General features: G+C 67.7%; 23 protein-coding genes, 1 tRNA gene and 3 pseudogenes. 13 read left to right on the top strand and 14 right to left on the bottom strand.

Annotated elements, in window-relative coordinates:
* From GNX96_RS17150 to GNX96_RS17165, 5 genes are all read right to left on the bottom strand, one after another.
* A partial coding sequence (locus GNX96_RS17150; RefSeq protein WP_452124481.1) for a vWA domain-containing protein occupies window positions 1-733 on the bottom strand: 733 nt, incomplete at its 3' end.
* Window positions 723-1,907: an AAA family ATPase gene (locus GNX96_RS17155; protein WP_163568885.1), complete on the bottom strand. Its 1,185-nt coding sequence runs from the start codon at window positions 1,905-1,907 to the stop codon at window positions 723-725. The genes GNX96_RS17155 and GNX96_RS17150, both read right to left, overlap by 11 nt.
* 1,653 nt (window positions 1,908-3,560) lie before the next feature.
* The gene (locus tag GNX96_RS52490) at window positions 3,561-3,830 is read right to left on the bottom strand and encodes a hypothetical protein (RefSeq protein ID WP_279580600.1); all 270 of its coding nucleotides are present in this window, start codon (window positions 3,828-3,830) and stop codon (window positions 3,561-3,563) included.
* Window positions 3,811-4,704: a leucine-rich repeat domain-containing protein gene (locus GNX96_RS17160; RefSeq protein WP_279580601.1), complete on the bottom strand. Its 894-nt coding sequence runs from the start codon at window positions 4,702-4,704 to the stop codon at window positions 3,811-3,813. The genes GNX96_RS52490 and GNX96_RS17160 overlap by 20 nt, the downstream gene beginning before the upstream one ends.
* 24 nt (window positions 4,705-4,728) lie before the next feature.
* Window positions 4,729-4,801: transfer RNA gene (locus GNX96_RS17165), tRNA-OTHER, on the bottom strand.
* Window positions 4,802-4,896: 95 nt separating this feature from the next.
* Between GNX96_RS17165 and GNX96_RS17170 the strand changes: the two genes are divergently transcribed.
* Window positions 4,897-5,553 (top strand): ATP-binding protein, encoded by a 657-nt coding sequence (locus tag GNX96_RS17170; RefSeq protein WP_163568886.1) that lies wholly within the window; start codon window positions 4,897-4,899, stop codon window positions 5,551-5,553.
* Between the two features lie 92 nt (window positions 5,554-5,645).
* On the top strand, window positions 5,646-6,113 hold the full coding sequence (locus tag GNX96_RS17175; RefSeq protein ID WP_279580602.1) for a tautomerase family protein: 468 nt from the start codon (window positions 5,646-5,648) through the stop codon (window positions 6,111-6,113).
* Window positions 6,114-6,178: 65 nt separating this feature from the next.
* Here GNX96_RS17175 and argG read toward each other — a convergent pair whose 3' ends face one another.
* The 3 genes from argG to GNX96_RS17190 form a co-directional block, all read right to left on the bottom strand.
* The gene (argG, locus tag GNX96_RS17180) at window positions 6,179-7,501 is read right to left on the bottom strand and encodes an argininosuccinate synthase (protein ID WP_279580603.1); all 1,323 of its coding nucleotides are present in this window, start codon (window positions 7,499-7,501) and stop codon (window positions 6,179-6,181) included.
* A gap of 153 nt (window positions 7,502-7,654) precedes the next feature.
* Window positions 7,655-7,993, bottom strand: coding sequence for a branched-chain amino acid transporter permease (locus GNX96_RS17185; protein ID WP_163568888.1), 339 nt, complete (start codon window positions 7,991-7,993; stop codon window positions 7,655-7,657).
* Window positions 7,986-8,696, bottom strand: a complete 711-nt coding sequence (locus GNX96_RS17190; protein WP_279580604.1) for an AzlC family ABC transporter permease — start codon at window positions 8,694-8,696, stop codon at window positions 7,986-7,988. The genes GNX96_RS17185 and GNX96_RS17190 overlap by 8 nt, the downstream gene beginning before the upstream one ends.
* 62 nt (window positions 8,697-8,758) lie before the next feature.
* On the opposite strand from GNX96_RS17190, the pseudogene GNX96_RS17195 reads away from it, so the two are divergent.
* Window positions 8,759-9,215, top strand: a pseudogene (locus GNX96_RS17195) (Lrp/AsnC family transcriptional regulator).
* Window positions 9,216-9,235: 20 nt separating this feature from the next.
* On the opposite strand, the gene GNX96_RS17200 reads toward GNX96_RS17195, so the two are convergent.
* Window positions 9,236-9,850: a hypothetical protein gene (locus GNX96_RS17200; protein ID WP_163568889.1), complete on the bottom strand. Its 615-nt coding sequence runs from the start codon at window positions 9,848-9,850 to the stop codon at window positions 9,236-9,238.
* A gap of 139 nt (window positions 9,851-9,989) precedes the next feature.
* On the opposite strand from GNX96_RS17200, the gene GNX96_RS17205 reads away from it, so the two are divergent.
* Window positions 9,990-11,015, top strand: coding sequence for a magnesium transporter CorA family protein (locus GNX96_RS17205; RefSeq protein ID WP_163568890.1), 1,026 nt, complete (start codon window positions 9,990-9,992; stop codon window positions 11,013-11,015).
* Here the strand turns inward: GNX96_RS17205 and GNX96_RS17210 are convergent.
* From GNX96_RS17210 to GNX96_RS52500, 3 genes are all read right to left on the bottom strand, one after another.
* Window positions 11,010-11,153: a hypothetical protein gene (locus GNX96_RS17210; protein WP_163568891.1), complete on the bottom strand. Its 144-nt coding sequence runs from the start codon at window positions 11,151-11,153 to the stop codon at window positions 11,010-11,012. The genes GNX96_RS17205 and GNX96_RS17210 overlap by 6 nt on opposite strands.
* Window positions 11,154-11,249: 96 nt before the next feature.
* Complete coding sequence (locus GNX96_RS52495) at window positions 11,250-11,783, bottom strand: alpha/beta hydrolase family protein (RefSeq protein WP_279580672.1); 534 nt, start codon at window positions 11,781-11,783, stop codon at window positions 11,250-11,252.
* A 78-nt stretch (window positions 11,784-11,861) separates the two neighbouring features.
* A complete protein-coding gene (locus tag GNX96_RS52500) occupies window positions 11,862-13,115 on the bottom strand; it encodes a DPP IV N-terminal domain-containing protein (protein WP_279580673.1) in 1,254 nt (417 codons plus the stop codon).
* On the opposite strand from GNX96_RS52500, the gene GNX96_RS52505 reads away from it, so the two are divergent.
* Window positions 13,051-13,344 carry a hypothetical protein gene (locus tag GNX96_RS52505; protein ID WP_279580680.1) on the top strand — a complete coding sequence of 98 codons (294 nt, stop codon included), beginning with the start codon at window positions 13,051-13,053 and terminating at the stop codon, window positions 13,342-13,344. The two genes, GNX96_RS52500 and GNX96_RS52505, sit on opposite strands and share 65 nt — an antisense overlap.
* Window positions 13,345-13,379: 35 nt before the next feature.
* Here GNX96_RS52505 and GNX96_RS17220 read toward each other — a convergent pair whose 3' ends face one another.
* Entirely contained in the window at window positions 13,380-13,970 is a 591-nt protein-coding gene (locus GNX96_RS17220) for a TetR/AcrR family transcriptional regulator (protein WP_163568892.1), read from the bottom strand.
* A 191-nt stretch (window positions 13,971-14,161) separates the two neighbouring features.
* Between GNX96_RS17220 and GNX96_RS52510 the strand changes: the two are divergent.
* From GNX96_RS52510 to GNX96_RS52525, 4 genes and pseudogenes are all read left to right on the top strand, one after another.
* Window positions 14,162-14,407 (top strand): annotated as a pseudogene (locus tag GNX96_RS52510) (class I SAM-dependent methyltransferase); the annotation flags it as partial.
* A gap of 157 nt (window positions 14,408-14,564) precedes the next feature.
* Window positions 14,565-14,861 carry a hypothetical protein gene (locus GNX96_RS52515; RefSeq protein WP_279580681.1) on the top strand — a complete coding sequence of 99 codons (297 nt, stop codon included), beginning with the start codon at window positions 14,565-14,567 and terminating at the stop codon, window positions 14,859-14,861.
* 128 nt (window positions 14,862-14,989) lie between these two features.
* Window positions 14,990-15,817: pseudogene (locus GNX96_RS52520) on the top strand (PEP/pyruvate-binding domain-containing protein); the annotation flags it as partial.
* Between the two features lie 1,472 nt (window positions 15,818-17,289).
* On the top strand, window positions 17,290-17,409 hold the full coding sequence (locus GNX96_RS52525) for a PEP-utilizing enzyme (RefSeq protein ID WP_279580674.1): 120 nt from the start codon (window positions 17,290-17,292) through the stop codon (window positions 17,407-17,409).
* A 9-nt stretch (window positions 17,410-17,418) separates the two neighbouring features.
* On the opposite strand, the gene GNX96_RS17235 is transcribed toward GNX96_RS52525, so the two are convergent.
* Window positions 17,419-18,225: an SDR family oxidoreductase gene (locus tag GNX96_RS17235; protein WP_163568893.1), complete on the bottom strand. Its 807-nt coding sequence runs from the start codon at window positions 18,223-18,225 to the stop codon at window positions 17,419-17,421.
* A 283-nt stretch (window positions 18,226-18,508) separates the two neighbouring features.
* On the opposite strand from GNX96_RS17235, the gene GNX96_RS17240 reads away from it, so the two are divergent.
* The 4 genes from GNX96_RS17240 to GNX96_RS52535 all read left to right on the top strand — a co-directional run bounded on the left by GNX96_RS17240 (window position 18,509) and on the right by GNX96_RS52535 (window position 21,146).
* Window positions 18,509-19,258: a transporter substrate-binding domain-containing protein gene (locus GNX96_RS17240; protein ID WP_279580605.1), complete on the top strand. Its 750-nt coding sequence runs from the start codon at window positions 18,509-18,511 to the stop codon at window positions 19,256-19,258.
* A gap of 116 nt (window positions 19,259-19,374) precedes the next feature.
* On the top strand, window positions 19,375-20,385 hold the full coding sequence (locus GNX96_RS17245; protein ID WP_279580606.1) for a hypothetical protein: 1,011 nt from the start codon (window positions 19,375-19,377) through the stop codon (window positions 20,383-20,385).
* An 85-nt stretch (window positions 20,386-20,470) separates the two neighbouring features.
* On the top strand, window positions 20,471-20,821 hold the full coding sequence (locus GNX96_RS52530) for a winged helix-turn-helix domain-containing protein (RefSeq protein WP_279580607.1): 351 nt from the start codon (window positions 20,471-20,473) through the stop codon (window positions 20,819-20,821).
* Window positions 20,748-21,146, top strand: coding sequence for a FadR/GntR family transcriptional regulator (locus GNX96_RS52535; protein ID WP_279580608.1), 399 nt, complete (start codon window positions 20,748-20,750; stop codon window positions 21,144-21,146). Before GNX96_RS52530 ends, GNX96_RS52535 begins: the two co-directional genes overlap by 74 nt.
* Window positions 21,147-21,165 lie beyond the last annotated feature (19 nt).

Raw genomic sequence — 21,165 nt, forward strand, 5'->3', positions numbered from 1 at the left:
CAGCGCGGCACCCCGCCGGGATGGCGGCGGTCGTGTAGTCGACGGACTCCGGACGCCCAGCGGTGGCCTCGCGGACGGCACCGGTGAGCGCTCGCCGCCAGTCCACGACCGGTTCGAGTACGCCGTCCGCCCAGCGGCGCCATCCCGCCGGCACCCGTCCACGCGCCCGTACGCTCGCCCGCACGGACTGAGCGGTCTGCCGCCGGATGGTCGCCGCCTCCACCGCACCGACCCCTGGCCCGGTGGACTCCCACGGCGCCGGTTGCCCGTGCGCGCCGGAGCCGCAGTTCGGGGCGTCCGGTGTCGGTGGGATGGACAGCACATACTCCTCGAACAGTTTCCCCGTCGGCAGCCCGAAAGTCGCTGGTTCGATCCGCCCGGCGGGCAGCGACAGGCCGTCCGCGAGCAGGTCGTCGTTGATCTCGCAGTCCTGCGCGAGGTTCACCCGATGGTGGTCGCGTACGGTCAACCGGTCTGCTCGCCCATGGTGGTCGCGCAGCAAGTGCGCAACCTCGTGGATCCACACGCCGACCAGCTCGGTCACCGATGTCTGTTCGACGAACGCCGGCGACACGTAACACCTCCAATGCTGGTCCACGCCCATCGTCTGAATCGCCGTCGTCGGCACCACGGTCAGGCTGTAGAGGGCGGACGCCAGGTACGGCCGGTCGCTGCTCGCCCGGAACCGCGCGGCCAGCAGTTTCACCCGGTCCAGCGGCACCTCACTGGACATGGGCGAGCAAGCCGGAGGCGCTGAGCAGGTCGACGAAAGCGTCGACGGCCGCCGGCACCGGCCACCCCGGCTCCCGCATCCGGGCCAGGTCGAAGGCGGCCCGCGCGGCAACATCCGGTACGCCCGCGTCGACCGCCTTCGCCAGCACGGCCCAGCCAGCCTCCCACCGCGGCCGCGTCCGCTCGGCGTCGATCGCGGCCACCACCGCGGTGAGGAAGGCCAGCTGGCGGTCGCCTCGATCAGGCAACGCGAAAGCCTCCGGGTTGGCCAGGACCCGCTCCGGGTCGGGAAGGTCCAGCTCTTCGAGATACGTGGTCAGCTCCAGGCCAGGCCCGTCCCCGACCGCGCCAGTCAACGCGGTGCTGAGCGCGTCTCGGGACGTACCAGCGCACAAATGGAAGACCAGCAGCCGAAGGGCCATGTCCCACGTACGCGGCGAAGGCCACGCACCACCGCGGCTTTCGGCATCCGACGGCAGCTGGTGGGCCAGTCCGGGCCGGGCGGTCAGGAAGCCAGCGATGACCCCGCGAGATCGGGCCAGCGCGCTCGGGGCGAGCGCGGCGTCGATGGTCGGGACCGCGATGTGGGGCCAGGTCCCGGCCAGTCCGCGGGCGACTACCCGCGGGTTGTGCGTCCAATGCAGATGGACGAACCGATTGGCCAGCGGTGGGCTCAGATGCCATCCGTCGGCGGCGCTGGCCGGCGGGTTCGCGGCAGCCACGATCCGTACCGCCGCTGGCAGGGTCAGGCTGCCCACCCGACGCTCCAGGACGACGACACGCAGCAAGGCCGCCTGCACCGCCGGCGGCGCCGAGGACAGCTCATCGAAGAACAGCACGCCACGACCGTGCCGGGCGAGCCGCACCGCCCAGTCCGGCGGGGCCATCGGTACGCCGTGCGTGCCCGGGTCATCGCCGACGATCGGCAGGCCGGCGAAGTCGGACGGCTCGTGCACGCTGGCGATCACCGTCTCCATCGGCACGCCCAGACCGGTCGCGAGCTGGCTTAACGTGGCCGACTTGCCAATGCCCGGCTCGCCCCACAGCAGCACCGGCAGGTTCGCCGCGACGGCCAACGCCAGGGCCGCCGCACCGGCATCGACCGCCGGCTCGGTGCGAGTCGCACCGAGCGCGTCGATGAGCGCGTCGGCCGCGGCCAGCTGGTCCGCGCTCACGCCCGCTTCCTGACGTACTCGACAGCGGCCATGAAGTCAGCGTTCTTGCTGATCTGACGGCTGGGCAGGACGCGGTCGAGGTAATCCAGGACAGAATATCGTTCGCGACCGTCAGGTGTGGGTTGGCACCGGCGTCGACGAGCGCGATGATCGCGGCCGGCGGCCAGCCCTCCGACACAGCCACCGCGAGTGGCGTCTGCAGCTCGCCGTCCCGAAGGTCCACGTCGAGACCCGCCGCCAGCAGCCGCGGCAGCAAAACGGCGTGATCGTACGTCCCGAGCATGTGCAACAGGGTCCGTCCACGGCCGTCGCACAGCTGCGGGGGCATGCCCGTGTCGAGCAGCTCGACCGCCGTACGTGTGCCGCCGTGCAGCATCCGCATCCACAGGCCTTGACGCTGGCGATGCAGTTCCTTGGGCAGCCGGCCAACGGGTGCGGTCCACGCTTGATCTACCGCGAAACAACCGCCCATCGGGCCACCGAGCGCCCGCATCACCCGCTCGCGCTGGACCTCGGCATCGTCATGTTCGGCAATCCGCAACCGGCCGGAGTCTTGACCGACGAAATGCCAGTCAGTGCCGCAACGAACGCGGATCGCTTCTTCTGGTGCTGGCTCGGCACCGGCCGGCGGCGCGGCCGGAAACAGCGCGTCTCGTACGAGCGGATGCAGCTCGCCAGCGGTCATCCGGCCCTGCCAGATCAAGTCCAGGTCGGGGAGCCGACGGATGAACTGTGAGGTTATCCGCGGGAGCTTGTCGAATGGGCTTTCGCGGCCCTCGTAGGGCTGGAACCGGGCCGTCACCGCGCCGGTAGCAGCCTCGACTTCCAGGCGGAAACGGGTCAGGTAGTCGAGCGTCAACGCCCAGCTGGACTCGCCGCGGTTCGCCGCCAGGCTGCGAACCTCCGCCACGATCGCGGTGGGGTCGACAGGAGCACCCATCAGCGTGAGATTGGGTTCCCGATGCCACCAGGGCGGCACCTTCCCAGCCTTGAAGGCCATAGTCAACGCGATGCCCGCCGCTTCCCAAGCAGCCTGGTCCTCACCGCGCTCGAGATGAGCCAGGACGCGTTCCGTACGAGCCGCTATGTCGTCGCCGGCTCCCCATTGCCGTACCGGCAGCGGGGTGCCGTCCGGGGCGAACCGAGGCAACCGATCGTTCGACCCGCCGACGACCGTCCGCAGCTCGGCCGCCGCGCGTACGTCCCATCGATGCGCGGCGACGTGGATCGCGTGGTTGCGCAGCTCCTTGTTCAGCACGATGTCGAGCACGAGCCGCTGAGTACCCAGCACGCTTTTCGGAGTCCGTACGACCAGCAGTGGTGTCGTCCTCTTGATGGGCACAGCGGCCGGCCACAACACGAGCTGGGCATCGGTCAGCACCGTGGTGTAGCCGCCCATCGCGCGGGGCAGGTGCCAACGCAGCAGGTCGGGTGCGAAGGAACGCAGGTCCGCCGCCAGCCGCTCGGCCTGCCGCACGCCGAACCGGGTCCGCAGGTCGCCGGGGTGGAAAGCAACGTCCACCCGACCGGCTGCACAGGTCGCCTGCCAGTCACCCTCGTACCGGGCCAGAGTGCATTCGTCAATCATCTGCCGCGGCACGGCGTACCGCCGGATCCGCCGCCACGCCTTCAGCTCCGAAGGGTCCTCATTGCTCACCGGTAAGCACTCGCGATCGCACCAATGTCCTCGTGCGGCGGCTCAACCGGCCCACAAGCGGCGGTGAGCGCCCGCTTGATCCGCCTCGGTACATCTCCGAGCAGCCCGAGATAGGTCAGATTGGTGCCGGCTTCGACCGCCGCGAGCAGCAATCTCGCGCCCACTCCGGTGATCCCGGACCGCCGCAGGTCCAACCGGCGCAGCTCGCTGCCCGGCAACGCGGCCGCGAAAACCGCCGCTCCCTCGTCACCGACCACATTGGACACCGCGCCCAGCGGCCGCTCGGACAGCCGAGGCCCCCAGGTCCAGGGTCCGCCAGCGACCCATGTTCGCGGCCAGCGCTCGTACTCCGTCAATGCGGATGTTGTTGCCACCCAGGCCAAAAGTCATCTGGTACGGCTCAGCGGCCGCGGCCAGCTGAGCGGTCCCGTCGTCGCCGAGGTGGTTCGCGGCCAGATAAATCTCACGCACGCCACCGTCCCGGATAATTCGTACCAGCATCGGCACCGCGTCAGGTCGCAGCCCGTTGCCGCCCAGAAACAGCCGCTCGAGGCGCAGCGGCCGCTCGGCCAGCGTTGTCGCGAGCGCGTCCAGCCCGGCCAGCCCCAAGCCGGTGTTGACCAGGTCCAGCGTCCGGATCGCGGTATTTTCCCGCAACGCCTGGGACAACCGAACCACCCCGGCGTCGCCGATCGGATTTCGCTTGAGCCACAACGCCCGTACGGTCCGGTCGGTGGCCACTCGGTCGGCGAGAGCCGCCAACCCGTCGGCGTCGATCCGGTTGCACCCCAGGTAGACCGTCCGGATCTGGTGCCCTGGAGTCAGGCCTTCAGCGACCGCGGCCGCCCCGGCCGCGCCCAATCCGTTCGTCCCCAACAGCAGGTGTACGGCATGCGGTGAGCGTACGGCGGCCTGCACCACGCGCTTGACCTGAACCGACCCGATCCCCTGTTTGCACAGGTCAACGCGTCCGTCAGGGCGTACCAAACCGCGATCGAAGCGCTCCACCTCGGTGACTGGCTGTCCGTTCGCGAGCCGGTCCAGCAGTGCGTCGAAGTCGGCGGGATCGGCGAGCCCGACCTCCGGATGAGTGATTGCCGGACAGCGTACGGGCATGCCGGGCGGCGCGTCGTCCGTCAAGCCGCCTCCTCGTCAGGTGTGGGGCGAAGCCGGCCGGATTCGAACCGGCGTCCTCCTGCTCGCAGACAAGGCGCGACGACCTCTGCGCTACGACTCCGCCGCCGGCGAGCCTATGCGACGCCTCCGGCCAGCGTCCCGGAAATTCGGGCAGCCGTACGGGCAAGATCCACTAAAGCTGGGACACTTTTCGGCATGGACGAGGCGGAAATCAGGTCCCTTACGACAACCCACGACTGGGCGAGCGCGGTGGACCTCGCCCATCTCAAGGGGATCCGCGAGGACCCGCGCACCTTCGCTCCCGGCGGCGTTCGGCACCTCGTGCTGGAGGTCGTCGCTTACGCCGCCGACGAGGCCGAACACACCGGCCGCGGACAATGCGTGGTCACCCTGCATCCGGACGGCTCGGTATCCGTCGCCGACGACGGGAGAGGCACCGACACTCGCCTCGACGACCACGGACGGGCCATCAGAAAGCCCGTGATGGCAACAAAAGATCTCCGTTTCTTCGATTTCCCCGAGGCACCGCCGCTGCCCGACGGCGAACCGCGTCGTGGCATGTCCGTCGTCGCGGCGCTCAGCGACTGGCTCGTACACACCAACCGCCGCGAGGGTGGCGCGTGGACGCAGCGGTACGAGCAGGGTGTGCCGGTCACCGAGTTGGTCCCGATCGAACCGGACGGGACGACCGGCACGACCGTACGGTTCCGCCCGGACAGCGCCCTGAGCGCCCCGCCGGTCGACGACCTGGCCCGCCTGACCACCGCGTGGCCATCGTTGTCAGTGCGGATCCAGGACCATCGACCGGGCCCCCACGTGGCCGTAACAGCCTCTGTCCAGAAACCTCACTAGCCACTGGGAGCAGTAGCCGTCGTGTGTCGATAGCGTATTGTACCTACTAGTACGTACGGAGTGACAAAGGAAGGGATTCGAACGACATGCCCTTGGTTCGCATTGATGCACTACACGCCGACAATGACCGGCTCGACGCGATCGGCCGTGCCGTACATGAGGCCCTGGTCGAGACGATCGGCTTCCCGCCCAATGACCGGTTCCAGATCCTGACCAGCCACAACGGGACCGACAGCACGCTGCGCTATGACGACTACCTCGGCATCCACCGCGACGACGGAATCGTCTATGTCGCGATCACGATGCGATCGGGACGTACGGCCAGCCAGAAGCAGGCCCTCTACCGGCGCATCGCCGAACTGGCGGAGGAGTACGCGGAAACCGAACCACGGAATGTCTTCGTCACCCTCACCGAAAACGAGTCCATCGACTGGTCCTTCGGCCACGGCATAGCCCCAGTACGCCTCACCCTGAGCGGCACCACTTCCTTGCTGGCACGCACTATCGATGTCGTTGATCATGGAAGAATCAGGCACTTTTTTCGAGAAAATGCTGGATAGCTCCATGACCAACAACGAAGACACGTTAATCGGTGCCGAATTCCATGGCGGCGCGGTCGAGGAGTTCATCGTCGCCGGAGACCTTGCCGCGGGAGGCGATCGTGTCGGCGCCGCCCTTGGGCATCGCGCCGATCAGCTCGGTTGGCGGGGGCCGGCGAGGCGCCGATCAGGGCCGCGTGTGAGCTGCCGACCATGCCCATGCCGGCGTACTGTTCCAGCTTCGCCCGCGAGTCGGCGATGTCGAGGTTGCGCATGGTGAGCTGGCCGATCCGGTCCACCGGGCCGAAAGCCGAGTCTTCGGTACGCTCCATCGACAGTTTGTCCGGGTGATAGCTGAACGCCGGTCCGGTGGTGTGCAGGATCGAGTAGTCCTCGCCGCGTCGCAGCCGCAGGGTCACCACCTCGCCGGTGACGGCCATGCCGATCCAGCGCTGCAGCGACTCACGCACCATCAGCGCCTGCGGGTCGAGCCAGCGTCCCTCGTACATCAGCCGGCCCAGGCGCCGGCCCTCGTTGTGGTAGTTGGCGAGGGTGTCCTCGTTGTGGATCGCGTTGACCAGCCGCTCGTACGCGGCGTGCAGCAACGCCATGCCCGGCGCCTCGTACACGCCCCGACTTTTGGCCTCGATAATGCGGTTCTCGATCTGGTCGGACATGCCCAGGCCGTGCCGGCCGCCGATCGCGTTGGCCTCCAGCACCAGATCCAGGGCCGAGCCGAACTCCTTGCCGTTGATCGTCACTGGACGGCCCTGTTCGAAGCCAATCGTGACGTCCTCGGTCGCGATGTCGACCGCCGGGTCCCAGAACCGCACGCCCATGATCGGTTCGACCAGCTCAATGCCCACATCGAGGTGCTCAAGCGCCTTGGCCTCGTGCGTCGCGCCCCAGATGTTCGCGTCGGTCGAGTACGCCTTTTCCGTACTGTCGCGGTAAGGGAGGTCGTGCGAGACCAGCCATTCCGACATTTCCTTGCGGCCGCCGAGCTCGGTGACGAAGTCGGCGTCCAGCCACGGCTTGTAAATCCGCAGCGACGGGTTGGCCAGCAGCCCGTACCGGTAGAACCGCTCGATGTCGTTGCCCTTGAAAGTCGAGCCGTCGCCCCAGATCTGCACGCCGTCTTCGAGCATCGCGCGTACCAGCAGGGTGCCGGTCACCGCTCGCCCGAGCGGCGTGGTGTTGAAGTACGCGCGGCCGCCGGAGCGGATGTGGAACGCGCCGCAGCTCAGCGCCGCGAGCCCCTCCTCCACCAGGGCCGCCCGGCAATCGACCAGCCGGGCGATCTCCGCGCCGTACGTGCCGGCACGGCCCGGCACCGAGCCGACGTCAGGCTCGTCGTACTGGCCGATGTCGGCGGTGTATGTGCAGGGCACCGCGCCTTTGGCGCGCATCCAGGCGCGCTACTACGGACGTGTCGAGGCCGCCAGAGAACGCGATGCCGACACGCTCGCCGACGGGCAGGGAGGTAAGCACTTTGGACATGGGAATTATTATGCACATCGCTGCATGACCATGCAACAGCGATCTAACGGCGGACCGGCCCGTCAAGGGGGGGCGAAGACAGTGCTAGCCAGGGCGACGTGGACCGCGGTGCCGGCCAAGATGGACAGCAAGACGTTGCGTCGCCACAGGTGCAGCGCCACCGTCACGGCGAGCGCCAGCACCGTCGGCCACGCCTTGCCAGGCACGTACGGGCTGAACGCACGCAGGGTGTACGTGGCGAGGATGACCATCACGCCCATCGGCATCGCGGTGTTCAGATAGGCGATCAGGGGGGGGCTGGAGCGGAGCGGGCTGAGCACCACGAAAGGCACGGCTCGCAGCGTCCACGTGACGATCACCGCGATGGCGACCGCCGCGATCAGGTAGCCGGCGTCAGGCATGCTCGGGCTTCTTCCGTACGAGGGCATATCGAGTCAGCAGGGCGCCGGTGAACAGGACGAAGGCGACCAGCAACAACTGGCCGGGAAAGACACATCGCGCGATGAGGGCGCATCCGGCGGCGAGGACCGCGGTGCGGATGTCCCGCCGGGCGCGCAAGGCGTCGATCGCGAGCACAGTGAACAGGGCGGTGACCGCGAAGTCCAAGCCGGTGACGCTGGCCGGGATCACCGAGCCAAGCAGGGCACCGGTGGTGGCACCGCCGGCCCAGTAGAGGTGGATGAACACCTGGAGCCACAGGATGCGGCGTCGGGCGAACCGCTGGGCGGCCGCGCTGGCGGTCACCGCGTACGCCTCGTCAGACAACGCGAAAGTGCTGTAAGCCTTCGCCAGCGGGCCGTGCACCCGGTGCAGCGGGAAGGACAGGGAATAGAAGATATGCCGGAAATTCACCAGAAAAGCGGTCACTGCGATCGACGCGAGCGGCGCGGTGGCCAGCACCAATCCCAGCAGAAGGAACTCCAGCGAACCGGCATAAATGAAGCCCGAGAAGACGCTCGCCCACCACCAGCGCAGGCCGGAATGGACGACCAGCACCCCGAACGCCACTCCCATCGGGAAGGCGCCAAGCCCAACCGATCCGGAGTCCTTGAGCGCCAGCGCGAGGTCGTTCGTACGAGAGCTTTCAGATGGTGATGTTGGCACATCGTAATTCTAGAGAATTTTCCGCCTTATTTGGTTTCGAAATATGACCGTAGAATGGACGAATGAGCAATGAACGGGCACTCGACGAGATCGATCGTGATATTTTGTTTCACCTCAGTCTGGACGGCCGGCTGACCAACGTCGAGTTGGCCAAGCGCGTCGGTCTCACTCCCCCACCGTGTTTGCGGCGGGTCAAGCGGCTCGAGGAGACCGGGGTCATCACCGGCTACCGGGCTCGCATCAACCCGACGGCGGCCGGCCGGGCGTTGGAGGTTATCGTCTCCATCGAGGTCTCGGTCAGCGACCTGAAGACGCTGGGGCCTGGAAAAGACCATTGCCGGGTACGACGAGGTCGTCGACTTCCGGCGAATGTTCGGCACTCCGGACTACTACCTGCGCGTGCTGGTCGCGGACTATGCCGCGTACGAGGCCTTCCAGACCGGCAAAATCATCGGCATTCCTGGCGTCGCCCGCGTCATTTCACAGCCCACCATGAAGAAAATCAAGGTCATAGACTGACCGCCGCCTCGACTCGTACGTCAGGCTGGCGCTTGCCGGTCGAGGTACGCGTCGATGGCCGCGGCGAGCGCTACCACGGTATGCAATCGCTGCTCAACCCTCGGGTCGTTGAAATCTGGCATGTGGACGACCAGAGTCTCGTAATAGACCGAAATCCAGGTGTCGAGAAGATTCGAAAGCACATTCTGCACGCCCAGGTCGGCGAAAAGCTCGAGGAGCGGGATCTCGCTGGTCAGTACGGAGAAATGTTCGACGATGGTGGGAGGCGGCACGATCGGCACCGGGAACAGCCGGTTCGCCACCAGCTTCCCGGTGCCGGCCGAGTGCCGCAACGACACTCGGACGCCGAGAAACAGCTCGGTGTGGCCGGCGTTGAGAGCACTGTCGAGCAGGGTATACGACCGATGGTAGCCCTTCAGTTGAGCGAGCTGGATCACCGAGACACCCGCCCCGTCCACCGTTCCGCGCCATTCGTCGGACTTCACCACCACCCCCGGCCACTGACCAGACGGATCGGGCGGCCCGTACCAGAGATAGCCGGCCCAGCGGGAAAACTCGGCGAGATCGGCCGGCACCGGCTGGAATCCCATCCGTTGGGTGACCTGCCAAAACGGCACAGTGGGCGGCCAACTCACCGAAGGACCTCCTGCGTTCGACAGTGCCGGACAATCTTTCGGCATCGTACCGATCCGACGTCTTCCCTCGCCCCATCGATACGACGACCTGCCCCAACGCGCACGGCCGGGCGGTGGTCGCGTGAGGCACACTGGGGAGATGAGTGAAAGCCAGTGCGTGGTACGCAGTCGCCTGTGGCGCGATGGCGTGTTGGAAGCGGAGAATTTCCCGTTCGAGCTGATCTCGGACTACCTGGACGAGGAAGGATGCCTGGTCTGGGTCGATTTGCATGACCCCGACCTGGCGCACCTGACCGACCTGGCCGAGGAGCTTTCCCTTGACCCGCACGCGGTCGAGGACGCCATCGCCAGAAAGGAGCGGGCCAAGGCGACCCGTTATAGCACTCATACTTTCCTTACTGTCTACTCCATCGCTCTCCCTGAGCCGGCCGGCAAGAGTCCGTACGCGAGCAGTGCTCTGGAAATCAGCAGGATCTCTGCCTTTGTGCTGCACCGGGGGATTATCACGGTCCGGCACAGTACCGGCACCGAAGTCGGCTTCGACATCAACCAGGTAACAGAACGTTGGGACGACAATGCCGATCTGTTGAAATATGGCGTCGGCGCTCTTGTCCACGGACTGCTCGACGAGGTGGTCGACGGGCATTTCGATGCGGTGCAATGTCTCGACGACCTCATCGAGTCTTTGGAGGACGTCCTGTTCGACGACCACGCGGGCAACAAAGAGGTCCAAAAACGCACTTACCAAGCCCGCAAAGACCTGGTCGAGTTGCGCCGCGTGGTGCTCCCGATGCGCGAGGTCGTGAACGCGGTTCTGCGGCATCGGAAGGACATCCATGCCGCCAGCGAGCTCGACTCCTGGTACGACGATCTTTACGACCATGTCCTTCGTGCGGCCGAGTGGACCGAATCTCTCCGGGACATGGTCTCGGCGATTTTCGAGACCAATCTGTCACTTCAGGACGCCCGGTTGAACACCGTCATGAAACAGCTCACCTCCTGGGCCGCGATCATCGCCATTCCGACCGCGGTGACCGGCTATTTCGGCCAGAACGTGCCCTATCCCGGCTTCGGCAAGGAATGGGGATTCCTGCTCAGCAGCGGGATTATCCTGGCGCTGGGCGTGACCCTCTACCTGGTGTTCAAACGCCGGAACTGGCTATAGCAGCGCACGATCGGCGGTCCAGGTCCGTCGGACCGAGCGGACGATCGGATAGCCGACACCGGCGACTCCGAGAAACATCAACACATATCCGAAAGAGGACGGTGCCGTGTTGGCCGCCTCCAACCCGATGCCGAGCAAGCCGAGAAGCGTCGTACCGTGCGAGAACGACGCGGCGCCGCGAAAAGGACGAAAAGCCCGAAGCTCAGCATCATTCGGCGCGGCACCGGCAGACCGCTACGGGGAGACCATGTCATTCCTCGTATTGTGGCCGTTGTTCCGGCTCTCCACACCCAACTGCCGCCGAAGAAAGCGCACCTGGTGCCGCAGCAGCTGCCGAGTCACGGCTGTGCCGATCGGTCGATGGCCGATGCCGGGCAGCAGGAGCACCTCGTGATCGCGGCCGGCGGCCAGCAGCGCTTGCGACATCCGCAAGGTGTGGAGCGGAAAGACGTTGCGGTCCGCGAGACCATGCATCAACAACAGCGGTCGGCTCAGTTTCGGCGCATCCCGGATCAGCGAGGCCGCCTCGTACCGCTCCGGGAACTCGTCCGGGTGACCGATGAACCGTTCCCGCCAGTGCGTGTTGTAGAACCGCTGGTCGGTGACGCCCGCTCCGGCCACTGCCGCGTGGAAGACCTCCGGATGCCGCAGAACGGCCGCCATCGCGAGCGCGCCGCTGAACGACCAGCCGCGAATGGCCACCCTGGCGAGGTCGAGGTCCGGGTGCAACCGCGCCGCCTCCCGCACCGCGGTCACCTGATCTTCCAGCGCCGGCCCGAAAAGATCGCCGTAGACGGCCCCGCTCCCAGTCCGGGCCGCGGCCTGGTGTGCCGCGACCGTCGGCGACTAGCACCGCGAAACCCCGCTCCGCGAACCACTGCGCCACCAGCGACCGCCACTCCAGCTCAGCGGTGACCCGCTGATAGCTCCCGCCGCCGTACGGGTCGAGCAGGATCGGCAGCCGCTGGCCGGCTCGGTGCCAGGACGGCCGGAAAGCACCGCACGTAATTCACTCGGCCCCAGCACGAGCGAAGTCGCATGCAGCTCCAGCGCCGGCCGTTCGACCAGCGAGGTGATCTGGCCGGCGGCTTTCCCGTCCCGCACCACGGTGGCCCGGCCGCCCGGCAGGTCCAGCCGGCGAGCGACCCGCACCAGCGTGCCGCCGCGCCCGACTCCAGAGTGCAGGCCCGGCTCAGTACTGAGCCGCCGGGCACCCTTGCCGGGCTGGTACGACCACAGGTGCGTCTCGATCGGTTCTTCCGAGGCGGTGAACAACACCGTCTCGTCCTCGATCCCCAACACGGACCGAACCTGCACGCCGGCCGGCGTGACGGCGACGCCGTCCACCGTCAGATGCCGGGTGCCTCGCAGGTCGGCATGCCCGACCAGCGCGCCCGATGCCGTCCGTGCCGGCAGCTGCGGGATCAACTGCACCCAGCAGTCGTCCCGCTGCTCGCTCAGCACCGTCGTACGCCCGGACGGCTCGACGCCGAGGAAGCGGACCGTCCGCTGGTTGCGGGACTGCACAGCGGCATATGGCCCGTGCGAGTCCCAACCTCCGGCCACCACGTATTCGAAGGCGTGCCGGTCCCATCGCACCTGCGTGCGACTGCCGCCGAGCCCGAGCATCCACAGCGTGACCTCGGCATTCGCCTTTCCCGCTGCCGCGTAGCGAACGGTCGGCGGCACCTGTGTCGGCTCGGCCAGATCGGCGAGATACCGCTGCTCGACGCCGGCCGGATCCACTCGCAGGACCAGCAGCCCGATGCCGTCCGGGGCCCACCAGAAGCCACGGTCGCTGAGCTCGCCAACACCGTAGGTGACCTCCGGCCCATCCGGGGCCGCGATCGTACGGTCGCCCATCCCGTCCACATCGACCACCCGCAACACGCCCGCACTCACGTAGGCGATCCGGCGGCCGGTGGGATCCGGGCGCGGGTCGGCCACCGGCCGCTCGGTCGGCAGCTGCTGCGCCGGGCCGCCCTCCAGGTGCACCGTCCACAGGCCACCAGCCAGCGTAAACGCGATCTGGCCAGTGGCCCTCGGCGAGCGCGTACGCGCCGATGCCCTGCGTCCGGCTGCCGAGCAGGTCGATCGGATCGACCAGCAGGCGCTCGGTGCCGGCGTCGACGTCGAGCGCCCACAAGCAGTCCGCCGGATCGTCGCCGGCCTTGCTGCGCAGGAACAGCACCACCGCGCCATCCGCGGTAACAGTGAACTTGTCAGGGACTCCAAAGGTGAAGCGCTGAGTGCGAACGATCTGATCGAGGAGGGCATCGGGCGGCATAGTCACCACCCTACCCTTTCATCGAACATACGTTCGAGCTAGTGGTTCTGTCTTTGCACCGGAGCCGCCGTGCCAAATCAAAGACAGACCACTCCCGCGATCGCGGCGGTCACCACCTTGGCGACCGCTTCCCGGTCCGGCGTGGGTCCTTCCCGGTCGGCGAACAGCAGGTGCCCGGTGCCGATCAGCATCGGCGCCAGCATCGCGATGTCGGCACCCGGCGCGATCCGGCCAAGGTCGCGCTCGGCCGCGAGATAAGTGCGGATCATGGCGGTCGCTTCGGCGAGTACGGGCACCCCGGTCGGCCAGGCCTGGCGAAGCCTGGCCCGCAGGTCATCCCGGAAGGTGATCAGGCCGACGATCGCCACCGCGACCGACTGAAACAGGTCCATAAGGACGCCGGTGAGAGTGCCGGCGACAGTGCCAGTCCCAGCGGCCGCGAGCAGTGCGGCGGACTGCGACTGGATCCGGGCGGCGCGATCGATGACGAGTTCGGCCAGGAAGGCGTCGAAGTCGGCGAAATGCCGGTGCAGCACCCCCTTGGCGCAGCCCGCTTCGGCGGTGACCGACCGACTGGTCAGGGCCTGCGGTCCCGCCCGCAGCAGAATGCGCTCGGCGGCCTCGAACAGTTGCTCCCGCGCGTCCCGCATGGCTACCCCAGTTGGCATGCCACGCATTCTTTCATCCCTGATCGGAGCGCTCCGGCTTGTCGAGTGGGCGGCCGCCCATTTAAAGTGGGCGGATGGTCACCCTACCGCCGGAGCGCGAGCTCAAACCGCATCAGGTCCGCCAGTACGCCGAGTCGTTTGGCACCGACCCCGAGCGCTACGACCGGGCCCGCCCTCGCTACCCGGACGCCATGGTGGCCCGGATCGTGGCCGCCAGCCCCGGTCCCTACGTACTCGACGTCGGGTGCGGCACCGGAATCGTCGCCCGCCAGTTCCAAGCGGCCGGCTGCCAAGTCCTCGGAGTCGATGTTGACCAACGGATGACCGACCTCGCGAGGCGCACCGGAGTGCCCGCCGAGGTGGCGACCTTCGAGGCCTGGGAGCCGGCCGGTCGTACGTTCGACGCCGTCGTCGCCGGCATGGCCTGGCATTGGGTGGACCCGGTGGCCGGCGCGGCGAAGGCGGCGCGAGTGCTGCGACCTGGGGGCCGGCTGGCATTGTTCTGGTACGTCTTCCAGTCGTCGCCGGAGATCGCGCGCATTTTCCCGTGTCTATCGCGAAGTGTTGCCCGACTCCCCGATGAGCCGCGGCCCGATGCCCAGCTTGCAGGGGTATTCGGCGTTGTTCGACAGAGCGGCCGACGGGATGCGGGAGGCGGGGGCGTTCACCGAGTCCGAGCAGTGGCGCTACGACTGGGCGCGGTCGTACACCCGAGACCAATGGCTGGACCAGCTGGCGACCTTCGGTGGCCACGGCACGCTTTCGCCAGAACAGCAACAAAAGCTGGCCGACGGCATCGGAGCCGTCATCGACGCGGCCGGCGGCGCCTTCGAAATGGACTACACAGCGGTGGTGGTCACCGCGACGCGTACGGCAACTCCAGTGACGTAGCCGACTTGCACCATCGGGCTGGGTCATTGGAGAGTCATCAAGTGGCCTGCGAGGCTTTTGGGGTGACCGAAAACGCGCTCGTGCTGCCTCTTGCCGACGAATCCGCGGAGCTGGGAACCGCTGGCGGCAAGGGCGCGTCGCTCGCCCGGCTCGGCCGGGCCGGGCTGCCGGTCCCACCGGGATTCCACGTCACCACCCATGCCTATCGCGCCTTCGTCGCCGAAGGGCTCGGCCCGGCAATCAAGGCAGCACCAGAAGCCGATGTCCTTGCCGCGTTCGAAAACCACGACCTGCCGGCGGACGTGGCGGCCGCGATTCTTCAGGCGTACGAAGCCCTCGGCGACGACATACCGGTGGCGGTCCGGTCGTCGGCGACCGCGGAGGACCTCCCAGAGCTGTCTTTCGCCGGCCAGCATGACACCTTTCTCAACGTCGTCGGGCCTGGTGCCCTGCTCGTGGCCGTACGACGGTGCTGGGCGTCGCTGTGGACAGCGCGGGCCGTCGACTACCGCAGACGTAACGGGATTCCGTCCACGGACGTGGCGATCGCAGTCGTCGTTCAGCAACTCGTGCCAGCGGACGCGGCTGGCGTGCTGTTCACCGCTAACCCAGTCACCGGCGCCCGCGACGAACTCGTCGTGAACGCGGCTTGGGGACTCGGCGAGGCCGTGGTCGGCGGCCAGGTCAGCCCGGACACGTACGTGTTGGCTCGCGGCAGTCACCGGGAGATCTCCCGTAATGTACAAGACAAAACCGTGATGACGGTGCGTACGCCGGACGGCACCCGTGAGGAGCCGACACCGGGCGACTTGCGGCACGCGGCCGTGTTGGACGAGGCGCGTACAGCCGAGTTGGCAGCGCTGGGCGAGCGCATCGAGCGGCTTTACGGCCTGCCGATGGACGTGGAATGGGCCGTCCACAATGGACAGTCATACATTTTGCAGGCCCGGCCGATCACCCACTTGCGCACCCCGATCGAGGTGTGGAACGACAGCCTTCGCGGCGATTACCTGTGGACCTCGGTCAATGTCGGTGAGGCGGTGCCGTCGGTGATGACCCCGGTCACCTGGTCGTTCGTACGGACGCTGTCGGACTCGGTGCTCGGCGGTCACCCGTCGTCGGGCAACATCGGTGGCCGGTTTTACCTGAATCTCAGCCTGCCGATCACCGCCGGTGTCGCGGTCGGTCTCGGCTCGCTGGTCCGGCGCACCAGCGAGCAGACTTTTGGCCGGCTACCGGCCGAAGTTGAGGTGCCGTTGTTGCCGATGTCCCGGCCAGCGGTGGTACGGGCCGCGGTCGCGACCGCTATCGGGTTCCTGCGACAGGGGCGTGCGTACCGAAAGGAACTCGCGAACCTCCTGAAGACGAATCCGGCCCGATGCGAAGAACTGCGAGAATACATCGGCAAAACGTCGACCCCGCCGGACCTGTTGGCGCTCTGGAAGTCCGATGTGGACGCGATGCTGCGGATCGTCTGCAAGACGCTGGATGCGGGCGCCCGTACCGGCATCGGGCAGTCGGCGAAGCTGCGTCGGTCGCTGCCCAAGCTGGTCGGCGATGCGGACGCGAACACGCTTTTGACCGGGTTGCACGGTGATTCCGGCGAGTTGGCGAGCCTTGGACCGGTCCTCGGTCTGGCCCGGCTGAAGCGCGGCCAGCTGGACCGCGACACGTACGCGCGCACCTGGGGTCATCGGTGCGCGGACGAGTTCGAGGTGTCGGTGTCGCGGCCGGCCGAGGACCCGGCCTGGCTGGACCGGCAACTCGGCGGCGCCGCGCAGGATCCCGAGGATCTGTTGGAGCGGCAGGCAAAAGTCCGCGACGAAGCCTGGCAGCGGCTGCGGGTCGCGCACCCGAGCAAGGCCGATCGGATCCGTCGCCGCCTCGACCGAGCCGCCATGGGGGCGCGCTCTCGCGAGCGGGCCCGATCGGAAATGGTCCGTGGGTTCTGGGTGTTGCGGGCATTCGTCGTACGGGCCGGTGCGCTGACCGGCCGGGGCGACGACCTGTTTTTCCTGCCTATCGAGGAGATTCTGACCGTACTGGCCGGTGACCAGACGCCACTCGCGGCGGTGCCGAGTCGACGGGCCGCATACCACCTCTATCGCACCTTGCCGCCCTATCCCACCTACATCCGCGGCCATTTCGACCCACCGGGGTGGGCGGCGGATCCGCACCGACGCAACGACATCTACCACGAGTCGTCCGCTCCGGCGCCCGTCACCGGCCGTGAGATCTCCGGATTTCCGGGCGCCGCCGGCATTGTCGAAGGCCTCGCGCGGGTGATAGGCACCGTGGAAGAGGGCGATGCGTTGCAGCCTGGCGAAATTCTGGTGACCACCGTGACGAACATCGGCTGGACGCCACTTTTCCCCCCCGCGCCGCGGCCATTGTCACCGATGTCGGGGCTCCGCTCTCGCACGCCGCGATCGTCGCCCGCGAGCTGGGCATCCCGGCGGTGGTGGGCTGCGGCACCGCCACCAGCCGGCTGACCACCGGCGACCGGATCCGGGTGGACGGGGCGAAGGGCACCGTCACGCTGCTCTGAGTTCAGCCGCTATTTCCTCGTGACCGAGCGAATGCGGCTGTCCTCGAACCGCCGCCAGAGTGATCCGGCGAGCGGTATCAGCCGGGCGATCGCCGCCGTACCGGCATCGGGATAAACCGCGAACTTGTTCCGTTCGATCCCGCGAGCAATGGCAAGCGCGACCCGGTCCGGATGGATCGGCTTGATTGTGCCGCTGATCGCCGCGGTCTCGGCCGGTTTCCACTGGTTTTCCTCGACAAGTTGAGGCGTGTCCACATCCGGCGGGAAAACGCAGCCGACATGGACGCCGTGCGGTTTCAACTCGCCGCGCAACGATTCCATCAAACCGCGAACAGCGAACTTCGCCGGCCCGTACGCGCTGTAGCCGTAGATGCCGACAAGCGCGGCGGCCGAGGAAATCGCCACGATCGAACCCCGCCGGCGCTCGACCATCGACGGTACGACCGCCCTAATCGCTTGGTAGACACCAAAATAGTCCACCTCGACCATGTCCCGGAAAATGGCGTCGTCCAGCTCCAGAAACCGACCCGGCCGGGCCTGACCGGCCGAAGCCACCAAGACATCACAAGGCCCTTGCGCCGCTGTCACCTCCTTGACGGCGGCACGTACGGCGTCAGCGTCCGACACGTCGACCGCCGCGGTCGCGACGGTGGCACCCTCTTGCCGGAGCTGTGCCGCGGCTGCCTCCAGGCGCTCGCTGCCGCGAGCCATCAGCGACACGGTGGCTCCCCGCCGCACGAATGCATGCGCGGTAGCCAACCCAATCCCGCTCGAGCCACCGGTGATCACCGCATGCGCGCCGGACAACTGGGGCATCTGGGATCCTTAACGGTACGCGCCGAAGCCTCGGACAAGTGCCCACAGCTAACCAGAATCCGGCCGGCGCCTCACCCACCTTTGGATCTCCGCCCGCAGCCCAGAATCCCGCGCCCGAAAATCAGTCGACGGTCGGCTGCGCGGCCAGTACGTCCTGGATCTCGGTGGCCCGGGTGGGCCGATGCCGGGCGCTGAACAGGGCGTACGCACGCCTCCACCCGCCGGGAGCGCGGGCTGTTCGGCAGTCGCCGGCGCTGATGGGGCCTTGCGTAAGGTTCTTCTCGTGACTTCGCAGCAGGCCATTACTCCCGCGTTGGTCGAGGCGTTCGCGCCAACTGGCACCCTGCGGGCCGCCATCAACGTCGGCAACCCGATCCTGGCCAACCGGCCGGCGACCGGCGGCGACCCGGTTGGCGTCTCGATCGATCTGGCCAGTGAATTCGCCCGCCGGCTTGGGCTGCCGGTCGAGCTGGTGGTGTTCGAGAAGGCGGCGGCGTCGGTCGAGGCGGTCCGCGGCGAACAGGCCGACATCGGCTTCTTCGCCATCGATCCGGCCCGTGGCGAGGGCCTCCGGTTCACCGCCGCGTACGTGTTGATCGAGGGCAGCTACCTCGTTCCGGAGTCCTCGGCGCTCACCGAGAACGCCCAGGTGGACTGCCCGGGCCAGCGGATTTCGGTCGGTTCGGGCAGCGCGTACGACCTGTTCCTGACCCGTGAGCTGCACCAGGCCGAGATCGTCCGACTGCAGGGCGCGCCGGCCGCGCTCGCGGCCCTGCGAACGGCGAGGCGAGGTCGAGGTGGCCGCCGGCATCCGGCAGGTGCTCGAGGGCGAGACGTTACGAGCTCCGGGCGTACGCGTCCTGCCTGGGCGTTTCATGGTGATCCAGCAGGCGATGGGCACGCCGAGCAGCCGGGGCGCCGACGCGCAGGCGCTACTGGCCGCCTTCGTCCAGGAGATGAAGGCGAGCGGTTTCGTGGCCGAAGCGATGAAACGCCACCACATCCAAGGCGCGAGCGTCGCACCCTGATCTGAACTTTTCGGTCCTAAGCCCCTGTACGCCAGCGCAGTGATATGGCAGATTTCTCCCTCTTTGGATCTTCCCCACTGGCTTAAGGGCATGGTCACTTATGGCGTCACGGCATGCGGTCTTGATTGGCACCCTTCCCGGGGACTCCACCGAGGAGGCGATGCGGGCCGCGCTCGACCGGCTCGGTCCGCACCTGCGGCGGCTGCCGGACGGCGAGACCGGCAGCCGGCGGGTCTGGATCGTCGGGCTGATCCGCGGCTTCCGCGACCACCCCGACCTGGAGGTGGCCAAGGACGGCGATATGCACGACTACAAGAGCCAGCTGCATTTTCGCGTACGCAAAGGCCATCAGCTCACCGGCGACAAGCTCGACCTCGGCTACCTCGCCGCGTACCGAGACAGCCGGCCCGTCTTTGACCGGCTGACCGAGGAGGCCGGCGTGCGGCCGACGTACCAGGTCGGCATCCCCGGCGACCTGAACTTGGCGATGTTCGCCACCGGCCCGACCCGAATGCTGCGAACCCGGCCGGCCTTCACCGATGCGACCCTGCGTGACCTGCGGCAGATCCACGCCGAGTCCCATGGTGAGGTGGTCTTCCAGCTGGAGGTCCCGGCCGAGACGGTGTCGGTGACCATGGCGCCCGCGCCGCTACGGGGGCTCGCCGCCGGCTGGATGGCCGCCAGCGTCGTGAAACTCGCCAAGGCGGCACCGGCCGGCGCCCGCTTCGGGGTGCACCTGTGCCTCGGCGACCTCGGCCACCAGGCGTTGGGCAAGCTGCGTACGGCCGCACCGCTGGTCAAGCTCGCCAACGCGGTCGCCGCCCGCTGGCCGGCGGGCCGGCCCTTGGACTACGTGCATGCGCCGCTCGCCCAGGGCGACCAGCCGCCGTCGCTGGATCCGGAGTTCTACCGCCCGCTCGCGGGCCTCCGGCTGCCGCCCAGCACGCCTTTCGTCGCCGGCTTCCTGCACGAAGGCCGATCGCTGGACGAGCAGCGGCGGATCCTCGCGATGATCGAGGACGCCGTCGGCCACCCTGTCGATGTGGCCGCCGCCTGTGGTCTCGGCCGGCGCAGCCCCGAAGCCGCGTACACCACCATGGACCAGGCCCGGGAGCTCTGCGAAAACAACTAAATCCGCGTCATGCTTCCTCCCACCCTTGACCCGGGATTAACTAAGTGATTTAGTCAATCTGCCGAGACCGAGGGTGGGAGGCGCCATGGCGGGAACCGAACCGATCACCCTGTCCGAGCGGCTCGTCACCGGCCTGCTGGACCTGATCACGGACCAGCACCTCGGGCCCGGCGACCCGATGCCCACGGTCCGCGACCTCGCGGCGCGGTTTTCGGTGACACCACCGACGATGCGGGAGGCCTTGCGTCGGCTGCAAGCCACCGACGCGGTGCAGTTGCGGCACGGCTCGGGCGTCTACGTCGGCCGCGGGATTTTTCCGTACGCTGCTGCCCAATCCCAACTCCGCGCCGATCCAGGACGACATGGTCCTGCAGTTGGTCGAGGCTCGGCTCATCATCGAGCCGGGCATCGCGGCTCTGTCGGCACAACACCGTAGCGACGACGACCTCGCGCAACTGGAGTTGGCGCTGGACACGGCGTTGCAGGACCGTACGGACGCCAAGCCGCACCTGAATTTCCACCGCGAGCTGGCCCACGCCTGCGGCAACCAGGTGCTGTTCGAGGTGGTGGACTCGCTGCTGGCGGTTCGTGGCCGCGAACAGCGGATGGTGCGGCTGCTCATCGACGACCGGCGCCGCGATTACGACCAGCACCAGGCCATTTTCGCGGCCGTACGAGCCGGCGACGCGACCGGCGCCGAACGGCTCACCCGCGACCACCTGCGTCAGCTGCGGTCCGACATCGCGGCTCGCATCGCCTGATTTCCCTTTCGGACTGCGA

Source organism: Fodinicola feengrottensis (genome assembly GCF_010993775.1).
Classification (GTDB): Bacteria; Actinomycetota; Actinomycetes; order Mycobacteriales; family HKI-0501; genus Fodinicola; species Fodinicola feengrottensis.

What these genes read in the sequence shown, in the direction of transcription:
- GNX96_RS17205 (WP_163568890.1), top strand. Translation starts at nt 9,990, where the DNA reads ATGAGTGAAAGCCAGTGCGTGGTACGCAGTCGCCTGTGGCGCGATGGC.
- GNX96_RS52535 (WP_279580608.1), top strand. Translation starts at nt 20,748, where the DNA reads ATGGTCCTGCAGTTGGTCGAGGCTCGGCTCATCATCGAGCCGGGCATC.
- GNX96_RS52530 (WP_279580607.1), top strand. Translation starts at nt 20,471, where the DNA reads ATGGCGGGAACCGAACCGATCACCCTGTCCGAGCGGCTCGTCACCGGC.
- GNX96_RS17235 (WP_163568893.1), bottom strand. Translation starts at nt 18,225, where the DNA reads ATGCCCCAGTTGTCCGGCGCGCATGCGGTGATCACCGGTGGCTCGAGC.
- GNX96_RS17220 (WP_163568892.1), bottom strand. Translation starts at nt 13,970, where the DNA reads ATGCCAACTGGGGTAGCCATGCGGGACGCGCGGGAGCAACTGTTCGAG.
- argG (WP_279580603.1), bottom strand. Translation starts at nt 7,501, where the DNA reads ATGCGCGCCAAAGGCGCGGTGCCCTGCACATACACCGCCGACATCGGC.
- GNX96_RS17185 (WP_163568888.1), bottom strand. Translation starts at nt 7,993, where the DNA reads ATGCCTGACGCCGGCTACCTGATCGCGGCGGTCGCCATCGCGGTGATC.
- GNX96_RS17170 (WP_163568886.1), top strand. Translation starts at nt 4,897, where the DNA reads ATGGACGAGGCGGAAATCAGGTCCCTTACGACAACCCACGACTGGGCG.
- GNX96_RS52515 (WP_279580681.1), top strand. Translation starts at nt 14,565, where the DNA reads ATGCCCAGCTTGCAGGGGTATTCGGCGTTGTTCGACAGAGCGGCCGAC.